This is a genomic window from Pedobacter sp. (assembly GCF_045627485.1).
Taxonomy (GTDB): Bacteria; Bacteroidota; Bacteroidia; order Sphingobacteriales; family Sphingobacteriaceae; genus Pedobacter.
On the sequence record NZ_JAZQNU010000194.1, the window covers coordinates 24,760 to 42,536 of the forward strand.

The following is a 17,777-nucleotide window of genomic DNA, read 5'->3' on the forward strand; positions in this document are numbered from 1 at the left end:
AATAACTAACTCCAGTCCAGGGCTTTCTTCTTTATTACGTAGATAAAACCAAGCAATAGGGTCCCCATAAAAACAAACATCTCTATCATACCCTCCATGCCTAATTCCCGAAAATTAACAGCCCAGGGGTACATAAAAATCACCTCCACGTCAAATAGAACGAATAAAATAGCAACTAAAAAGTACTTAATTGAAAATGGCTGACGTGCATTGCCTATCACTTTGATACCAGCCTCAAAAGTTGATAGCTTGTCAATAGTTTTCCTTTTAGGACCTAAATAGTGGGTAGCAACAAGGGTTACAACCACAAAACCGAGGGCCACAATAACTTGAAAAATAATAGGTAAAAAATCTGAAGGTATACTTTGTGTTTCCATGAAATGTCTTTATACAAAAATAACAGAAAAAGGCAGGATAACAACCCTGCCTTTCAAATAGATTAAAAAAAGATATTTTATTTTTTAGTCCCCGCTAACTCTTTCAACTTAGCTGGAGCAAAAGTTCCTGCCGGATTAGCAGCAACACTTTTCGTAAAATAATCTTTTGCTTTCGCCTTATCAGTATTAGCATAGAATGCACCTAGTTGATCATAAGCTTCTGCTAATTTTCTAGCATTTGCTTCAGCCAATTCAGGTTTTTCTACGGTTACTTTTTGAATAAATGTTTCAAAATGGGGAACCATCATTCCTTTCGGATTTTCCTCATCATCGATTAAGCTGTTAATTCTTCCTCTCCATAAATAAGCATCTGTAGTTTCTGGAGCTAATGCAGCCACTTTAGCAATCGCTGAATCTGCTTTTACTAAAATATCTTTTGAAGGGGTTTGTTTAGCATTTAATTCTCCTGCATACTGGAAATAACGTGCTAAACCATTGTAATAGTAGCTATATAAAACACCTTTTGCATTAGGGGCAGCAGCAATTGCTTTATCATAGATATCTGCAGCCTGACCATACTTCTTAGCATCATAAAACGCTTTAGCAATTTCAGTCAACGATTCTACATTAGTAGAATCCATTTCTACTGCTTTAGTGATGTTTATGAGCGCCAAGCTATCATTGCCACTTTGCAATAATGCTTTTCCTAAATAAAGGTAATCTGACCCTACAAGACGTGAAGTATCTTTAGTTTTTGCAAAGAAATCATTCATGTACTGCAAACTCTGTGGATAGTTTTTGTTTTCATAAGCTGAATAACCACGTAACCTTAAAACTACAGGTGCCTTAGGGTCATTTTCACTTACTGAAGCCATTGCACTTGTCTCTTGCTCTAAAGTTTTGAAATCTTTCGCATAAAACAAGAACTGAGCATATCTCAATCTAGATTCAAATGATTTATCAGTTAAATCAAGGTATTTTTTGTAATTCTCTAAAGCAGATGCAGCTTTAGCATCAAAATTCTGAGGTTCAAAATTTGCCCATTGCATGTATAATTCAGCTATCTCGCGGTAAGCTGGACCATAGTTAGGGTCAGCAGCAATCACTTCTTTCAAAGCTGACTCAGCTTCAGGAAATGCTCTTGACTCCTTATACATTCTACCAATCTGTACTTTAGCACGGTGCAAATTTGGATCTATATTTAAAGCTCTTAAATAATTTTGTAAAGCTTCTGAGTTTTGTTTTTGCTTAGCATAAAAATCTCCAAGTGCTAAAAATGTCTCCGCATCTTTATCATCTTTATCTAATTCGTCTGCTTTCTGTAAGAAAGGTAATGCGGCAGCATAATCTGGCTTTTCAGTAGCAACATACGCTTTACCAATAAACATCGATGGTACGTGATCTTTCTTAGAAGCTACATCCAGCGCTTTATCAAAATTTGTTTTTGCAGATGCAGCATTATTTGAGGCAAGATCTGCTTCGCCTAAACCTATATAATTCAAGGCAAATTTCGGATCTGCAGCAACCCCCTGAGTAAATACCGCACGTGCTGAATCAACATAATCAGTACGAAGATATACTTCACCTAAGTAATAATAATTTTCACCTTTTTTTGCCTGAGAGTTTACAAGTGTCTTTAACATAGCAGTTGCTTTCTGATACTGCTCGGCGTCTAGCGCTTTTTTTGCATCATTTAAGCTTTGAGCAAAAGAGGCAGAACCTACTACTGCTAGACCTAAACTTAAGGCTATTGCTTTTTTTGTCATTTTCATGGTTCGTTATCGTTAAATCATTAGGAAGCCTGTATGAACTTCACTTATTTCAAATATATAATTATTTTTAGTTTTTAAGATTAAATTCTCGGGATGTGAGCTCATGTGGTCCTAAACCTGATTTTAATACAATCAGCTGTCCACGTTGGCTCACTAACCAGTTTGCAAAACCTGTGCCCAAACCTTGCTTACCTTCACCATTGATGATGTAAATGTTTCTTAAAAATGGATATTTCCCACTTATTAAATTCTCTTGTGTAGGTTTATAAAAACGGTCATCCCCTTTTTTACCCTTAAGATTCCGGACAGCCAATAATTTGACCTTTTGCATGTAGTCCTTATTTGTGGCGTCACCCTGTAACAACCAGTTCACACCAACAATACCAATGTAATCTTTATGCAATCCGATGTATTTAATAACGTCATCATTGCTGTTTAAAGTATACACTCCTTTTTCTGGAAGCGATTTAATCCCAGCTAGCTCTTTAAAATAACGAACTGTACTGGAGTAGGCATTATCAAAAACCAAACCTCGCCCATGGGTTTGTTTACCTTTTAATATGGATATCACCTCCTCTACTGTAATGGTAGAATCTACGTTATCCTTACTGGTAATCAAAGCGATACCATCTATGGCGAAACGCGACGCCCTTACGGGTATACCTCTGTTAGCATAAATCTTCTCTTCGGCGGGTGTTAACACTTTTGATAAGATAATCACACGAACACTATCATTCAAAAAAGTTGGAAGAATTTTACCTTCTTCACCTCGAATAACGTCAAAATTTGCCTTAGGATAGTCCGATTTAAAAACGGCTATCTGATCGTCTACTACATTACCAAAAGATTCATCCACCAAAATCGATACATCACCAGAAGTGCTTGACACGGGTGGTCCTTTCTTCTCTTTGTCCTTACAGGAAGAAAAGATCATCAATGTTAATAAGATGAAACCGCAGTACTTCATTTAATTCTCCTTTTTGTTGATCAATCTGTAAAAACGCAATATTGCGTATGCAATCAATAACAAACCAAATAGTATTCGGTAAGTCGGTGTAATGTCAAATGGAATGTCTTTCCAAAAGATGAGCAGAGCGCCCAAAGCCAGATAAAACGAGAGCATAACAAGCCCTAAAATAAACAGAAATCGCTGTTGTGGCGATTTCTGTTTAAAAAAATTGAAGTCAATCATGTTGATTTTCGTTACTGACTTAATGTAAAGCTAATTGGAATGTTATATTTAACACGCACTGGTTTACCATTTTGAATACCTGGAGTCCAACGCGGACTAGCCTTTAATACCCTAACAGCTTCCTCATCCGTACCACCGCCTAATTTACGATCTACTTTGATGTCGGTTAACTCACCATTTTTCTCTACAACGAACGACAAGAACACTTTTCCTTGGATGTTATTCTCTGCAGCCATTGGAGGATATTTTACTGCCTTTTTTAAGTAAGCATAAAACTTATCCATTCCACCTGGGAAACTTGGCTGTGTTTCAATACTTACGAAATCGTAAACTTTAGTATCTTCCACTACAGCAGCTTGTTTTGGTCCCTCTCCTACTGGAGCGGCAATAACAATATCCGCATCAGGATCACCAGCAATGGTTTTCTGACCTGGATCTGCTTTTTTCAAGTCCTCAATCTGAGGTGGCTCTTCGTCACGCACCAAGTTATCCGGCTTCACAATTGGAGGAGGAAACTTAACCTGATCCTGTTTTGGTGGCGGAGGCTCAACCGGTGGCGGCGGAGGGGTATCCGGGTTCACCGGCGGTGGTGGCGCAACGGTAACTTCTACTTGTTTAACTATCTCCTCTTCAGGAAGGGCACCCTTAATCATCGAAATAATTTTAGGCGATATGAACAACAGTACGAATACTGTTCCTGCATAAAGTAAGGATTTAGTTGTATTTGAGCCGTTTTGTCTGCGGAGCTCGTAAGCACCGTAGCTTTTATTCTTCTGATCAAAAACAACATCAAGCCACTCTTTTCTGAATAAATCTATTTTAGAACCGAACATTGCTTTAATGTTTTAATGTTTAATTTATTATTATAAAATTCCATTTTGCTTCATGAAACTTATTTCTGATTCCAGGATGTTCTCATCATCGATCGCTGGTGCAGAGGTAATCTTAGTGATGTTCAGTTCATCCATAATATCAACAAAGTTTTTGTAAGTCGCACCAGACGTAGGTTTGATTACAATCACTAGGGTCTTCTTAGGATCATTGTTATTCAAATCAGCTACTTTCTTTTTGTTCTCAAGTATTGACTTTCTAATTTCAGCAAATCCTTCAATATTAGGTTGGCTTTTACCTGCTTCACCCATGTACCATGCAACTTTATCGTTTTTACCTAACAAGATTGTCATTGTCTGAGAAGCCCTCAATTCAAGCCTGTTCTCATCTTTAGCATCTTTGTCTGGTTTAGCAATATCCATCGCGATTGGCTTCGAAAGCGAGGTGGTTAGCATGAAGAAAGTAATCAACAAAAAGGCTAAATCAACCATCGCAGTTAAATCTACTTTGGTACTAGCTTTTTTGGACCTTACTTTACCACCGCCCTTTTTACCACCCCCGCTGGAGGTATCTAATTCTGCCATTGTCTGTTATTTATTCGCCGCCTTCAGCAGACGTAATTAAACTAAATTTGTTAATTTTTTGTTTCTGTAGAATATCAACAATAGTTTTAATATTTGAATACTCTTCCGCTGCATCCCCTTTGATACTGATTCTCATCTGCGTCGAATGCAATTCTGCAACCGCTTTACGGGAATTCAAAATCCAGTCTGCCAATTGGTTGTTTACAGAATCAATCGGAATTCCAGTTTGTAATGGAGATGCTGTTCTTGCTGCTTCATCTCTTAAAGCAATATATTGCTTTAAGTTCTGGATCGGAACGCCAAACGACTGGATAACACCAAAACGCTCACGTTCTTCCGGGGTAAAGCTTATCTTGTATTGCTCCCCCATTTTATCCAATGTAGCCATTTTTACATCTTTCCCAACCACTTCATAGAATACCTTTCCATGACCTATAGACAACTTCGCAATATCAACATCCGGAACCGGAATCTTGTATGTCGAAGTAGGGATACTAATATCCAAAGGATCAGGCTGACGTGCAGTTGCTGTTAAAATAAAGAATGTCAATAATAAGAACGATACATCGCACATGGCGGTCATATCAATCGAAGTACTGCTTCTTTTTACCTTTGCTCTTGGCATAATCTTTTAATTACTTATGTTTTTTATACTAATGATGTTTAATCTTCCGGTTTTCCATAAAGCCGGTAAAAAAAAATTCATTATTCTTATTTATGCGTAGAAGCATAAGTTTGGATGATGCTGAAACCTGCTTCATCAATCGCATAAGTTAATTTGTCAATTTTCGAAGTAAGGATGTTGTACATGATAATCGCAACAGTAGATGTAGAGATACCAGTAGCTGTACAAATTAAGGCCTCAGAAATACCATTCGCTAATGCAGCCTGATCTGGTGCTCCAGATGTTGCTAGACCAGAGAAGGCCTTGATCATACCTGTTACTGTTCCTAATAATCCTGTTAATGTACCTACTGATACTAGTGTTGCAAGTACTGTTAAGTTTTGTTCTAACATTGGCATCTCCAATGTTGTTGCTTCTTCAATGTCTTTTTGAATGGCTAAACATTTTTGATCAGTATCCATATTTGGCTCAACTTCCATCTCACGGTATTTTTTCATACCAGATTTGATCACGTTTGCTACTGATCCTTTTTGTTTGTCACACTCAGTCATTGCACCTTCAATGTTACTTGAAGCTAAATAACCTTGAATTTTTTTGATGAAAGCATCTAAACTTCCTGAACCGGTAGCTTTACTAATCACGATAAAACGTTCTACTGAGAAAACAAATACCATTAAAAGCATACCTATCAATATCGCAACAATAGGACCTCCTTTGTAAGCCATACCTGCAAAGTTACCTGGTACCGGGTGATTATCAGGATTGTTATCGATGAAATTTGCTGGATCTCCTAATACGAACATGAATAGTGCTGCTCCGATTGCAATACAAAGTGGGATAACTAACACTGCGAATAAATTAGAAGCTGATGATGAGCTTTCTTTTGTAACTGTTGTTGGTTTTGGTGCGTTTGCCATTTTTTTTTAGTTTTTTTTGTTTTTAAAACCTTGTTTTGTTTGAAAGATTTGATAAATTTTATTTTTAATACAAACAACGACTAATTTACACAATTGTTGTAGTAACAAATTTAGAACTTTGATTGACATTATAACATAAAATATCAATCTAAATTAAAATGTTACTTCTGCGTATTTCCCCTTAGACGAAGCCTATATTAAAAAAAGACTGCCTCTTGCGGAGGCAATCTTTCACAATTAAAACTAAAAAAAAATATAAATGCAAATTTTTAGATAAAAAAAAAGCTTTAAGTAGTTATTTGAGTGATTTTAGGTAGAGAACTCCTCATTTCCTCATTAGCCGATGACTCAAACTGTTTAAAGTTCTCAATAAATGCCGCGGCCAGTTCGTTCGCTTTTGCATCGTAAATCAAAGGATCATTCCAAGTATTTCTCGGACTCAATATTTCAGAGGGCACGCCCGGGCAGCTTTCCGGCATATTTAATCCAAAAATAGTATGCACCTGGTAGCGCACATTTTCTAACGCCCCACGCATTGCCGCTGTAATCATCGATCTGGTATAGGCCAGTTTCATTCTTTTACCAGTACCATAGGCCCCACCGCTCCAGCCCGTATTTACCAACCATACATTTACCTGGTGTCGCTCCAGTTTCTCGCCTAATAGTTCAGCATACCTTGTTGGATGCAAAGGGAGAAATGCTTGGCCAAAACAGGCAGAAAAAGTCACCTGAGGCTCACTCACCCCTGTCTCCGTGCCGGCAACTTTAGCCGTATAACCCGAAATAAAATGAAACATCGCTTGTCCGGTCGTCAACTTTGATATTGGAGGCAGCACCCCAAAGGCATCCGCCGTTAAAAAGAATATATTTTTAGGTGGACCGGCTATTGAAGGAACAACAGCATTTTCTATAAAATCTATTTGATAAGCTACCCTAGTATTTTCGGTCTTTTCGACATTTGAAAAATCTACTATTCTGGTACCAGGAAAGTAATTAACATTCTCAAGTAATGAACCAAACTTAATTGCATTATATATTTGCGGTTCATTCTCCTTGGTAAGGTCTACACATTTCGCGTAACATCCACCCTCAAAATTAAACACACTTTTATCATCCCAGCCATGTTCATCGTCGCCAATCAGACCCCGCTGTGGATCAGCAGACAAAGTAGTTTTTCCTGTTCCTGAAAGCCCAAAGAAGATAGCTGTATCTCCCGCCTTGCCCACATTTGCAGAACAGTGCATAGACAATGTGTTCCGCTGTACTGGCAATATGAAATTTAAAACGGAAAACATTCCTTTCTTAATCTCGCCTGTATAAGCACTGCCACCAATTAAAATGATCTTTTTTGTGAAATTTAGCACCGTAAAGTTGCCTTGGCGTGTACCATCTGTTTTTGGATCAGCTAAAAAATCGGAGGCCGCAATAATTGTCCATTCGGGTTGATCAATGAGAACATCTGCTTCAAACCTCAAAAACATGTTATGTGCAAATAAACTCTGGAAAGCCTTTTCCGTAACCACACGTATGGTTGTTTTGTACTCCGGATTGGCACAGGCGTATGCGTCTCTGACGTATACTTTTTTACCCTGAAGGTGTGTGGTAAGTTTATCAAATAAACGGTCAAATGACGCTTCACTAATCTTGTTATTAACCTCACCCCACCATACAGTATCACGGGTTGTCTCATCTTCAACGATGAATCTGTCTTTAGGAGATCGTCCAGTAAATATTCCGGTGTCGATAGCTAACGCACCAGTATTTGTCAAAGTTCCTTCTTGATTAAATAGGGCTTCTTCAACGATTTGCGGAACTTCCAGCTGGTAATGTACATCTACTGAATGTAGATTTAAATAGCCCAAGTCTGGTTTTTGCAAAAAAACTCTGCTCATATGTATAATAGTTAGTTGTACAAATGTAACCAGTTAAAAAGGTAAAGCACACCGGTTTTCAGAAATATATTTACTTATTGTCTGCCATACACTAACAATTAACTATTTGATAACCTGCGGCATACAAACGACTTCACCACAAAATCACCCGCCAGATTTTTTCACTTTATAGCCTTCTTTCTTAAGCAATTCCACTACTTTATCCCTAAAATCCCCTTGAATCAAAATCTCACCATCCTTGGCCGTTCCGCCAACTCCACATTTCGTCTTCAGCATCTTCCCTAATTGCTCCAAAGCCTCTGGTTCACCTACGAAACCTGCAATGAGGGTGACAGCCTTTCCTCCACGATTTTTCCTATCCAGCATTACCTTCAGGTTTTGTTGGTTGTTGGGTACATCTACCGGGCTGGTTTCTTCCTCTTCATAGCTGAAACCAGGATCAGTCGAATACATGATGCCACCAAAATCATTAATCACTTTTTTCTTGCTTTTCATAGCTTGCTTTTTCTATTTAGATATGACCAGATACAATTACGGCTAAAGACAGGGGTCGAATAGACACATTTATTTCTTTACCCATTAAAAACGGCTCACCATCAATATGGATAGCCCCTTCCCGCTCACGGAAAATCTGAATTTGCTTACCTTTTATAATTTCTACCATTTCTGTCTGGTGAGTTTTAGCACGTAGCATAAAATAAGCCAGGGCGGGTATCTTATATAATGGGAAGTTTTTTACAATACAAATATCCAACAACCCATCACTTACCGATGCCAAAGGTGAAATATGAGCATTGTTACCATACTGTGAGGAATTCGCAATACTGACCACAAAAGCTTTACGGGTATAACTATTGCCGTCAACAACAATGCGGTAGGATTCAGGCTTATAGTTTATCATCTCTTTTAACCCTGTTTTGAGGTATCCTGAAAACCCTCTTTTTTTGTTATTAGCAAAAATTGAACTGATATGAGCATCAAAGCCCATTCCCGCCATGTTAAAATACGGCTTACCATTAAATGTTGCGGTATCAATCTTACTTACCTGGTAAAGGTTAATTACCTCGATAGCTTTACGAGGGCTCATAGGAATTTTTAAAAACCTCGCCAATCCGTTCCCAGAACCATAGGGAATAATTCCAAGCACTTTTTGCTGCGCCATTACCTTAGCACCAACCTCATTAATCGTTCCATCACCACCAACCGCTACTATTACCTCAAAATTCATACTCGCTGTTTCGTCAACAATTTCGGCTGCATGCCCCGCATAAGAAGTAAAGCGATAACTAGCGTTAAACTTAGAATGGTCTAGTCGAGCATTTATTAAGTCTGGAATATTTGATTTATCCTTTCCACCGGAGATCGGATTTATAATAAATAATATATTAGATTTTGCCAAGGCTAAATGGTTAATTAAACTACAAAATAATCAATATTTTTTGACTATCTGAATATATAGTGTAATTTTGCAGCATTAAAGTGGACTGATTTGCGATGTTATTCTTAGAATAGCGGGATTGCAACCACGTAAAAAAAAGTGCTAACATTTTATACACTTCCTTTTACCGCCTGGCTACAGGGTCATCTTCCATTTTATATAATTGTTATCTTATTACCTAATTATTTAAAATGTCCTATTTATTTACATCAGAATCTGTTTCCGAGGGTCACCCGGATAAGATAGCAGATCAAATATCCGACGCTCTTATTGATAATTTTTTGGCTTTTGATGCAGATTCGAAAGTTGCTTGTGAAACCTTGGTTACCACAGGGCAGGTCATTTTAGCTGGAGAAGTTAAGTCGAAGACTTACCTGGATGTACAGCAAATTGCTCGTGATGTAATTAAGAAAATTGGTTATACCAAAAGCGAATATATGTTTGAGGCAAACTCCTGCGGTATTTTATCTGCCATACATGAGCAGTCACAAGACATCAACCAGGGAGTAGACAAAACAAACAAAGAAGAACAAGGTGCAGGCGACCAAGGTATGATGTTTGGCTATGCAACCAATGAAACGGAAGACTATATGCCCCTGGCGTTAGACTTATCCCATAAATTACTTCAGGAACTTGCTGTAATGAGAAGGGAAAATACTGATATCAGCTATTTACGTCCCGATGCGAAATCCCAGGTAACACTAGAATATGGCAATGATAATAAACCCGTTCGTATAGCTGCTATTGTTATTTCTACACAGCATGACGATTTCGATGAGGAAAATTTGATGCTCGCGAAGATCAAGAAAGACATGATCGACATCTTAATTCCAAGAATCATTACCAAATACCCTCAATACGCCCACCTTTTTAACGATACAATTGAATACCACATCAATCCTACCGGTAAATTCGTCATCGGTGGTCCTCACGGAGACACAGGCTTAACAGGCCGTAAAATCATTGTAGATACCTATGGTGGAAAAGGAGCTCATGGTGGTGGTGCTTTTTCTGGTAAAGATCCAAGCAAAGTAGACCGAAGTGCTGCATATGCTACTCGCCATATCGCTAAAAATCTTGTTGCAGCAGGTGTTGCAAACGAGGTTCTTGTGCAGGTAAGTTATGCAATCGGTGTAGCCAAACCAATGGGAATTTACATCAACACCTATGGCACTAGTAAAGTAAATAAAACTGATGGCGAGATTGCAAAAATCGTTGAGGGACTTTTCGATATGCGCCCATACTTTATAGAACAACGTTTAAAGCTAAGAAACCCTATTTATAGCGAAACTGCAGCTTATGGACATATGGGTAGAAAACCAGAAACTGTAACTAAAATTTTCAGAACGCCTAACGGTGATGAGAAAGAAGTTACAGTAGAACTATTTACCTGGGAAAAGCTGGATTACATCGAGCAGGTAAAAGCTGCTTTTAATTTGTAAAAAATCCTTAAAAAACTGATAAAAAGAGACCGTTCAAAAGACGGTCTCTTTTTTATTTATTTTCTGCCCGTCAAACCATTTTAGTTAGCCATTGTTTTGTTACATATTAAACAAAATCTTTATGGAACGTCCAGTAGAAATGAATACCCTAAGCCAAATCATGGAAAAACTAAGGCAGAAGGGCTTAGATAATGAAATTAAAATGACCGATCACGGCAAAATGCAAGGATCCATGAGTACTCAAATTTATACCCCAGAAGATTTGACCATCATTAAAACATACCGTTTTGAAGGTGATTCTGACCCTGGAGATAACGCTGTGCTTTACTTGCTGGAAGATAAAAACGGGCAAATCGGTTATATAATGGATGCCTATGGCATGTATAGTTCACAGGAAGGAAAAGGATTTGATGATTTTCTAAAAAAAATCCCTACTGCAGATCGAGATCTTCAGGAATTATTCAGTTAATATCTGCATCATGCCATTTAAACAATGGCATGATGATTTTTAAACTTTCGGCGTTTTAACCGATATGTCCTTTACAATTTCATCCAGTTCTATTGCAGAGCTTAACAAATATTCGAAGAGCAGATTATTTTCCGAATTCCTGCTTTCCTCCATTTTTAACAAATCTATCAGGCTCATCATACGCGTCAAAGGTGCCCGCACCACATGCGACTGCATCCACGCAATTTCCTTCAATTTCTCATTCTGTCTTTCTATACCTTCAAAGTAGTTTATCCTGGCTGTGATGTCACTTGCCAGCACCAAGTAAATATCTTTGTCATTAAAACGCATTTGATTACTTCGTATATCCATGTGCAATACCTCCCCATTCTTGTGCTGATGGCGAAATACACCTTGAAACACCCTATTTTTCTCCTGATTCGCCGACTCTGTCACCTCTAAATACCGATGCATATCTTCTGCAAGTTTAATCATCACAGTATCGGCAGACAAAAACTCTTCTCTGCTGTATCCATAGCATTTAATAGCCGCTTCATTTACATCAATGAACCTCAACGTATCTACTTCGTAAACCCACATGGGCTGCGGACTATGCAAGAAAAGGTCGCGGTAACGTTCATGCATCGCTTTAGACTTGGCATCTATAGCTTTTCGTCCGGCAACATCCCCAATCACGTCAGATTTCTTCTGTTTCCACTCTGTAATATCAATTCCAATAGCCTGTAATTCATAGGGCCCACCTCGCTTATCTGTCAGGCAAACCATGTCCCAAAGCGTATGAATAACCCTTCCCTCTAATGTAATACTATCAATTTCTACCTGATACACATTACCAGGCTGCATTAAACATTTCTCGGCAACATCAAAAACCATTTTAAAATGACGGGGAAATACCGATTTAACATACTTACTGCCAAAAACATCTGCGCCTTCAGTACAAGAGCCAAATACCTCTTCGTATTTTTTGTTACAATAAGTAAAATTACCTTTTAAATCGACCCTCACCACGAAGTTTGTTTGTGAATCAACTAAATCACGCAACTTGGCTTCATTTGCTGATACATCCTGTTCTGCCTTTCTACTATCAGTAATGTCTAAACATGCGCCCAACATGCTGATAACCTCGCCATGTTCGCCCATCTTTAGCTTACACCAAGACTTTAGCAGTCTTACTTCTCCGTCAGGACGAACAATCCGCGTTTCATATTCGATGTCCTTTTTTGTGCTTAACACGCCGCCTATACTTATCGAAACCCTTTCCTTATCTTCATGGTGCAACAAATTCAAATACTCTTCAAAGGTTATTTTGTCCTTGTTCTTATCCAGTCCATATATTTCAAACATATAATCAGACCACCTCACTACATCTGTATGGGTATCCCATGTCCAATTTCCAAATTTTGCTAAGTGTTGCCCTTCTTCCAATAACTTTACATTGCCTTCCAGCTGATCTGAATAGATCCGGCTCTCCAGAATCACTTTTAAAAAGGCAATAGCGCGTTTTATAATTATTTCTTCATTTTCGCTTGGCGATCTTGGTTCGCTACTATAGAAACCCAATGTCGCCATAACCTCACCTTCTGTGTTGATGACCGGGTAAGACCAACAAGCCCTAAGTCCGGTCGCAAGGGCCATAACGCTTGTTTTCTGCCATCTTAAATCATATTTAATATCATGCACGATTACCGACTGCCTCAAGTAAGCAGCGGCTCCACACGATCCGATACTTTTACTCAGTAATAGGCCATCGATGGCATTTATATATGATCTTGGTAAAGATGGGGAAGCCCAGTTATAGATGCGGCCATGCATCACCCGATGAATAGTACATCTAAAATCTGGAAGTATCTCTTCTAAACCGAGGATATAGGCTGTTAAAATGTTTTCTACCTTAGATCCTCTTTTAGCATTCAGTTTTAATATTTTTTTCTCAAAATACTCTACATTATTTAAACGCTTGTTTTCAGAAATATCAATCATTAACCCGCGTAAAATAACCGGTTGTTCGTTATCAGCTATTACAGTCACAAAATTCTTCAACCATACGTATCTTCCATCAGCATTAGCCATTCTACATTCGAAATTAAATGTCCCAGATTTATAATGCTGTGCATCAAAATACCCAGATACCAGCTCCCGATCTGAAGGATGAAGGTGTCGTTTCCAAAATTCCTTGGATGATTGCCATTCTGCCTTTGAATATCCCAAAATGGGTCTGTGATATTCATTGGTTAAAGTTAGCGCCTGGGTTTCTATGTTTAATTCCCACAACACACCATCGATATTTTCTAATATCGTTTGATACTGTTGATGTGCACGCAACAATTCCGGCTCACTCTCCCAATGCGTTTGAGGCTGGGAAATAGCGTCCATACCATTATAATCGGGAATCTCTACAAAGGAACAGACAATATGGCTTACCTCGTTATTAGGATTTAAGATTGGTACATTTGCGATCTCAACATGCCTGGTTACTACATCCTGATCATTCTTTGAGTGGGTTACATACCGTACTGTTGATATCTTGTCGGCAGTCTTGCTATTTAGCACCTTTATTACCGACTTTTTCCAATCCAAATATTGACTGTGAGAGAATGCAGCTGTAAAATCCTTTCCAAGTAACTCTTTCTCGGAAAGCTCAGTTAATGCTAAATAAGCATCATTTACCGCAGTTACAGTAAACTTTGGGCAATTGGGCGCAATGATCAAACTCGCAGTTGGCAATACCTTAAATATCTCCTTGAAGTCCCTAGTGCTTATCATAAGCTAGTGTTCTTTGGTTATAAACTAAAGATAATTTTAATTAACTGGAATACACTATTTTAATAAAGAATTTAATTACAGTTGCTTTAACTAATACAATAAAAACAATGCCATCTTCGCGTACTTTTACGCTAATATATGCGCTATAGGCTATTGACAGAATAAAATATGGCTTCACACAATATCGATTAAAAGACTTTTCATGCCCCCCTCCACCTGCTCAAAAGATATCATTTTAAAAAACTTTATCTTTGTAACATAAACTGCTAAAAACCTTGGAAATCCTTATCATCTTCATATTAACATTATTGAACGGCTTTTTTGCCTTGTCTGAAATTGCGCTGGTATCAGTCAAAAAAGGCCGTATAGAACATCTCGCTTCTCAAGGAAGCAGCCGTGCAAAAACCATCCTTACCTTACTTGATAATCCAGAAAACTTCCTTTCTTCTGTTCAGGTTGGCATTACACTGATTGGCATCGTGTCAGGTGCTTATGGGGGGGCAGCCCTAACAGACGATATGGTAGCTGTTCTCTCAGGGATCTCTTTTCTGGGAGCTTATGTTCACCCCATTTCACTCATCCTGGTTATTGGTGGCATCACCTATTTTACCATTGTTGTTGGCGAACTGGTTCCTAAAACCATTGCCATGAATAACGCAGAGAACATTGCGCTGTTTACCGTTCCGATTATTCGCGTTTTTACCCTGGCCACCTACCCATTCGTCAAATTACTTTCTGGATCCACTAAGTTGATTCTTAGAATTTTCGGTGTTAAAGAAAACGAAGAAGAAAAAGTGAGTGAAGAAGAGTTGCGTTTTATCCTTAAAACAGCCGGCAAACAAGGCGTGTTGGAAAATGAGGAAAGTCAAGCCATGCAAAATCTATTTTCCTTTACCGATCAAACAGCGAAATCGCTGATGACTCATCGTTCGGAGATAGAATGGATTGACTATAACTGGACCAAGGAAGTGCTTTTTGATAAAATCAAAGAAACCGCACATTCAAAGTTTATCGTTGCAGATCACACGATCGACAAACCTAAAGGTGTGGTCACAATCAAAGATGTTCTGGAAAACATTAACCAGCCTAGCTTTCACCTGGATCAGATTTTGATGCGGCCAATTTATGTGATTCAAAGTATGCCAGCATTCAAAATCCTCAATTTATTCAAAGATAAAAAACAATACATGGGTGTTGTTGTAGATGAATTTGGAAGTGTACGGGGCATAATCACATTACACGATTTAATAGAGGCCATCGTTGGAAACCTCCCCGACGAGGATGAAACTGAGGAACCACACATTACAAAAAGAGAAGACGGGACTTTCCTGATCAATGGCCGTACCCCGGTTTTTGAATTAAACCAATATTTTTCCATGCCGGTGATACAGGAGGACATTAATAATTATTCTACAGTTGCGGGATTTATGATGGATCATTTAAAAACGATCCCTAAGGCAGGTGATTTTATAGAAGTAGATGGGTACCGCTTTGAAATTGTGGATATGGATGGGGTTAGGATTGACAAACTTTTAATGTCAATTTCCGAAAATCCTTCAATGATTGACATTTTTTAGACCAATCCGTCTGATGATTTCTAAACACGCCCTGCAGTTATGATAGGGACATTTCCATAACCCAACTTTATCTTCTCCTTTCATCAGCTCCCCATATTCATTAAAGCCCCAGAACCACTCCCCATGCTGCCTATCCAAAAGATTTGTTTTTACATAGTCCCAGGCATTTAAAGAGGCGATTAAAAAACATCCTGTTTGGGTCAGTTCCCAGGCATTGAAAAAGCCAACCATAGCCTCTGCCTGTACCCACCAATGCTTCTCCTTATTCAGGCGCTGGTTATCAAGCCCTTGCTCATACCATAATGCCCCATCGGCACCAAGGCCTTCCAATGCGGCTTCTGCCATTTGAACCGCAATGTCTTTCGTGGAGACGATCAAGTTGTCATCCCGAGTTGCTTCAGCCGCTTCCTGCAACAACCAGGAGGCTTCGATATCGTGTCCATAGGAAATCACCGAAGATTTTTTTACCCAGAACTCATCAAAAAATAAACCCAGGTGTTTTGTCTCCGGATCAAGGATACATCCATTAAAATCATAAATCAACTCTTGCAGTAGCACCTTCAATTCCTCATCTGGCCACACCGCATAAAGATTTGTATAAGCCTCCAGCACATGCAAGTGTGTATTCATTGTTTTTTTCTCATTTGCATCTTTTTCGCTAAGTCTCAAATCATCAAGTGTGTCCCATTCCCGGGTAAACGCCTCATAATAACCGCCATTTTCCTCATCATAACTGTACTTCACCAGGTCTTTATACAATGCTATGGCATGTTCTTTCGCCAACTCCAGTCCCGATGCCATAAAATACTCCGTAAGGGCATAAATGGTGAACGCCACCGCATAAATCTGCTTTTTAGTATCCTTTGGATCACCACGGTAATCTACTGTCCAAAAAACGCCACCATAATCTATATCTATAAAATGATCGGCAATATAATGGTACGCCCGGTCGGCAAGGCTCAAATCTGCTATCTCCTTTGCATTAAAAGCAGCAGAAAAGGCCCACAAAATTCTTGCATTTAACACCACCCCTTTATCTGCGTATTGGTCAACCTGGTTCTCCCCGGTAATTCGGCCTACAAAACCACCGTGCTTTTCATCCACCGTATGCTGCGTCCAGTAATCAAGAATATTCGCCAACTCAAGCCGCAGCTCGGATGCATAAGTGGTTAACAGGGCGTTTACCTCCATAGGTTACAGTTCTTTATTTTTCTGTAGGTTGTTGATGATATGCTGAACAGAACTGCCCGACTTAAAGCCATCAGCGGGTGTGTGCATCACATAATCAAGCAATTGCTTCAGGGTACTGGTTGCCACATGCATCCTGGTATCTGAAGAAGCATAATAAATATAAACTTTTCCATCGTCATCTTGTATCCATCCGTTACAAAAAACCACATTTGATACATCACCAATTCTTTCCTCCCCCACAGGTGCCAAAAAATAACCTGCGGGTTTATAAGTAATTTTTGTGAGGTCATATAAGTCAGTCATAAAAAGGTACAGTACATAACGTAACCCAGCAGCAGTATACCTTACTCCATGTGCAAGGTGCAACCAGCCATGCGGTGTTTTCATTGGCTCAGGACCTAAGCCATTTTTCGCCTCATAGACGGTATGGTATATTTTATTGTCCACAATTCTTTCCTCAGTAATTATCGCCTGTTCAATACAGCTACACAAACCGAAACCAATACCTCCGCCAGTTCCCGATTCAATAAAACCATCCTGGGGCCGGGTATAAAATGCGTATTGCCCATCTACAAATTCCGGATGTAACACTACGTTTCTTTGTTGTGGCGAATTTGTTTTCAAATCGGCCAGTCGTTCCCATGTTTTCAGGTCCTTTGTCCGTACGATACCACATTGCGCAATCGCCATCGTCTGGTCATGTGCTG

Annotated in this window: 16 protein-coding genes; 3 read left to right on the forward strand and 13 right to left on the reverse strand. The window is 38.9% G+C overall.

Annotation, left to right across the window (positions count from 1 at the left end; translation table 11 throughout):
* Positions 1–5 precede the first annotated feature (5 nt).
* From ACR2F3_RS14875 to ACR2F3_RS14920, 10 genes are all read right to left on the reverse strand, one after another.
* The gene (locus tag ACR2F3_RS14875; RefSeq protein WP_432710771.1) at positions 6–377 is read right to left on the reverse strand and encodes an NADH-quinone oxidoreductase subunit A; all 372 of its coding nucleotides are present in this window, start codon (positions 375–377) and stop codon (positions 6–8) included.
* A gap of 77 nt (positions 378–454) precedes the next feature.
* A complete protein-coding gene (locus ACR2F3_RS14880) occupies positions 455–2,149 on the reverse strand; it encodes a tetratricopeptide repeat protein (protein WP_432710772.1) in 1,695 nt (564 codons plus the stop codon).
* A gap of 67 nt (positions 2,150–2,216) precedes the next feature.
* Positions 2,217–3,116 (reverse strand): PstS family phosphate ABC transporter substrate-binding protein, encoded by a 900-nt coding sequence (locus ACR2F3_RS14885; RefSeq protein ID WP_432710773.1) that lies wholly within the window; start codon positions 3,114–3,116, stop codon positions 2,217–2,219.
* 236 nt (positions 3,117–3,352) lie between these two features.
* A complete protein-coding gene (locus tag ACR2F3_RS14890) occupies positions 3,353–4,174 on the reverse strand; it encodes an energy transducer TonB (protein ID WP_432710774.1) in 822 nt (273 codons plus the stop codon).
* Positions 4,175–4,204: 30 nt separating this feature from the next.
* Positions 4,205–4,756, reverse strand: a complete 552-nt coding sequence (locus ACR2F3_RS14895; RefSeq protein ID WP_432710775.1) for an ExbD/TolR family protein — start codon at positions 4,754–4,756, stop codon at positions 4,205–4,207.
* Between the two features lie 10 nt (positions 4,757–4,766).
* Complete coding sequence (locus ACR2F3_RS14900) at positions 4,767–5,381, reverse strand: ExbD/TolR family protein (RefSeq protein WP_432710776.1); 615 nt, start codon at positions 5,379–5,381, stop codon at positions 4,767–4,769.
* An 86-nt stretch (positions 5,382–5,467) separates the two neighbouring features.
* Positions 5,468–6,298: a MotA/TolQ/ExbB proton channel family protein gene (locus tag ACR2F3_RS14905; RefSeq protein WP_432710777.1), complete on the reverse strand. Its 831-nt coding sequence runs from the start codon at positions 6,296–6,298 to the stop codon at positions 5,468–5,470.
* A 287-nt stretch (positions 6,299–6,585) separates the two neighbouring features.
* Entirely contained in the window at positions 6,586–8,190 is a 1,605-nt protein-coding gene (gene pckA, locus ACR2F3_RS14910) for a phosphoenolpyruvate carboxykinase (ATP) (RefSeq protein WP_432710778.1), read from the reverse strand.
* Positions 8,191–8,334: 144 nt separating this feature from the next.
* The gene (locus ACR2F3_RS14915; RefSeq protein ID WP_432710779.1) at positions 8,335–8,685 is read right to left on the reverse strand and encodes a translation initiation factor; all 351 of its coding nucleotides are present in this window, start codon (positions 8,683–8,685) and stop codon (positions 8,335–8,337) included.
* A 16-nt stretch (positions 8,686–8,701) separates the two neighbouring features.
* A complete protein-coding gene (locus ACR2F3_RS14920; RefSeq protein WP_432710780.1) occupies positions 8,702–9,589 on the reverse strand; it encodes a diacylglycerol/lipid kinase family protein in 888 nt (295 codons plus the stop codon).
* A 230-nt stretch (positions 9,590–9,819) separates the two neighbouring features.
* Between ACR2F3_RS14920 and metK the strand changes: the two genes are divergently transcribed.
* Both metK and ACR2F3_RS14930 read left to right on the forward strand, forming a co-directional pair.
* Entirely contained in the window at positions 9,820–11,070 is a 1,251-nt protein-coding gene (gene metK / locus ACR2F3_RS14925; protein ID WP_432710781.1) for a methionine adenosyltransferase, read from the forward strand.
* 121 nt (positions 11,071–11,191) lie between these two features.
* A complete protein-coding gene (locus tag ACR2F3_RS14930; protein WP_432710782.1) occupies positions 11,192–11,539 on the forward strand; it encodes a hypothetical protein in 348 nt (115 codons plus the stop codon).
* Between the two features lie 39 nt (positions 11,540–11,578).
* On the opposite strand, the gene ACR2F3_RS14935 is transcribed toward ACR2F3_RS14930, so the two are convergent.
* The gene (locus ACR2F3_RS14935; RefSeq protein WP_432710783.1) at positions 11,579–14,302 is read right to left on the reverse strand and encodes a PAS domain S-box protein; all 2,724 of its coding nucleotides are present in this window, start codon (positions 14,300–14,302) and stop codon (positions 11,579–11,581) included.
* A gap of 275 nt (positions 14,303–14,577) precedes the next feature.
* On the opposite strand from ACR2F3_RS14935, the gene ACR2F3_RS14940 reads away from it, so the two are divergent.
* A complete protein-coding gene (locus tag ACR2F3_RS14940; protein WP_432710784.1) occupies positions 14,578–15,879 on the forward strand; it encodes a hemolysin family protein in 1,302 nt (433 codons plus the stop codon).
* Here the strand turns inward: ACR2F3_RS14940 and ACR2F3_RS14945 are convergent.
* Together ACR2F3_RS14945 and ACR2F3_RS14950 are read right to left on the reverse strand one after the other, a co-directional pair.
* On the reverse strand, positions 15,859–17,070 hold the full coding sequence (locus ACR2F3_RS14945) for an AGE family epimerase/isomerase (protein ID WP_432710785.1): 1,212 nt from the start codon (positions 17,068–17,070) through the stop codon (positions 15,859–15,861). The two genes, ACR2F3_RS14940 and ACR2F3_RS14945, sit on opposite strands and share 21 nt — an antisense overlap.
* Before the next feature lie 3 nt (positions 17,071–17,073).
* On the reverse strand, positions 17,074–17,777 hold a 704-nt coding region (locus tag ACR2F3_RS14950), incomplete at its 5' end, for a glycoside hydrolase family 130 protein (RefSeq protein WP_432710786.1).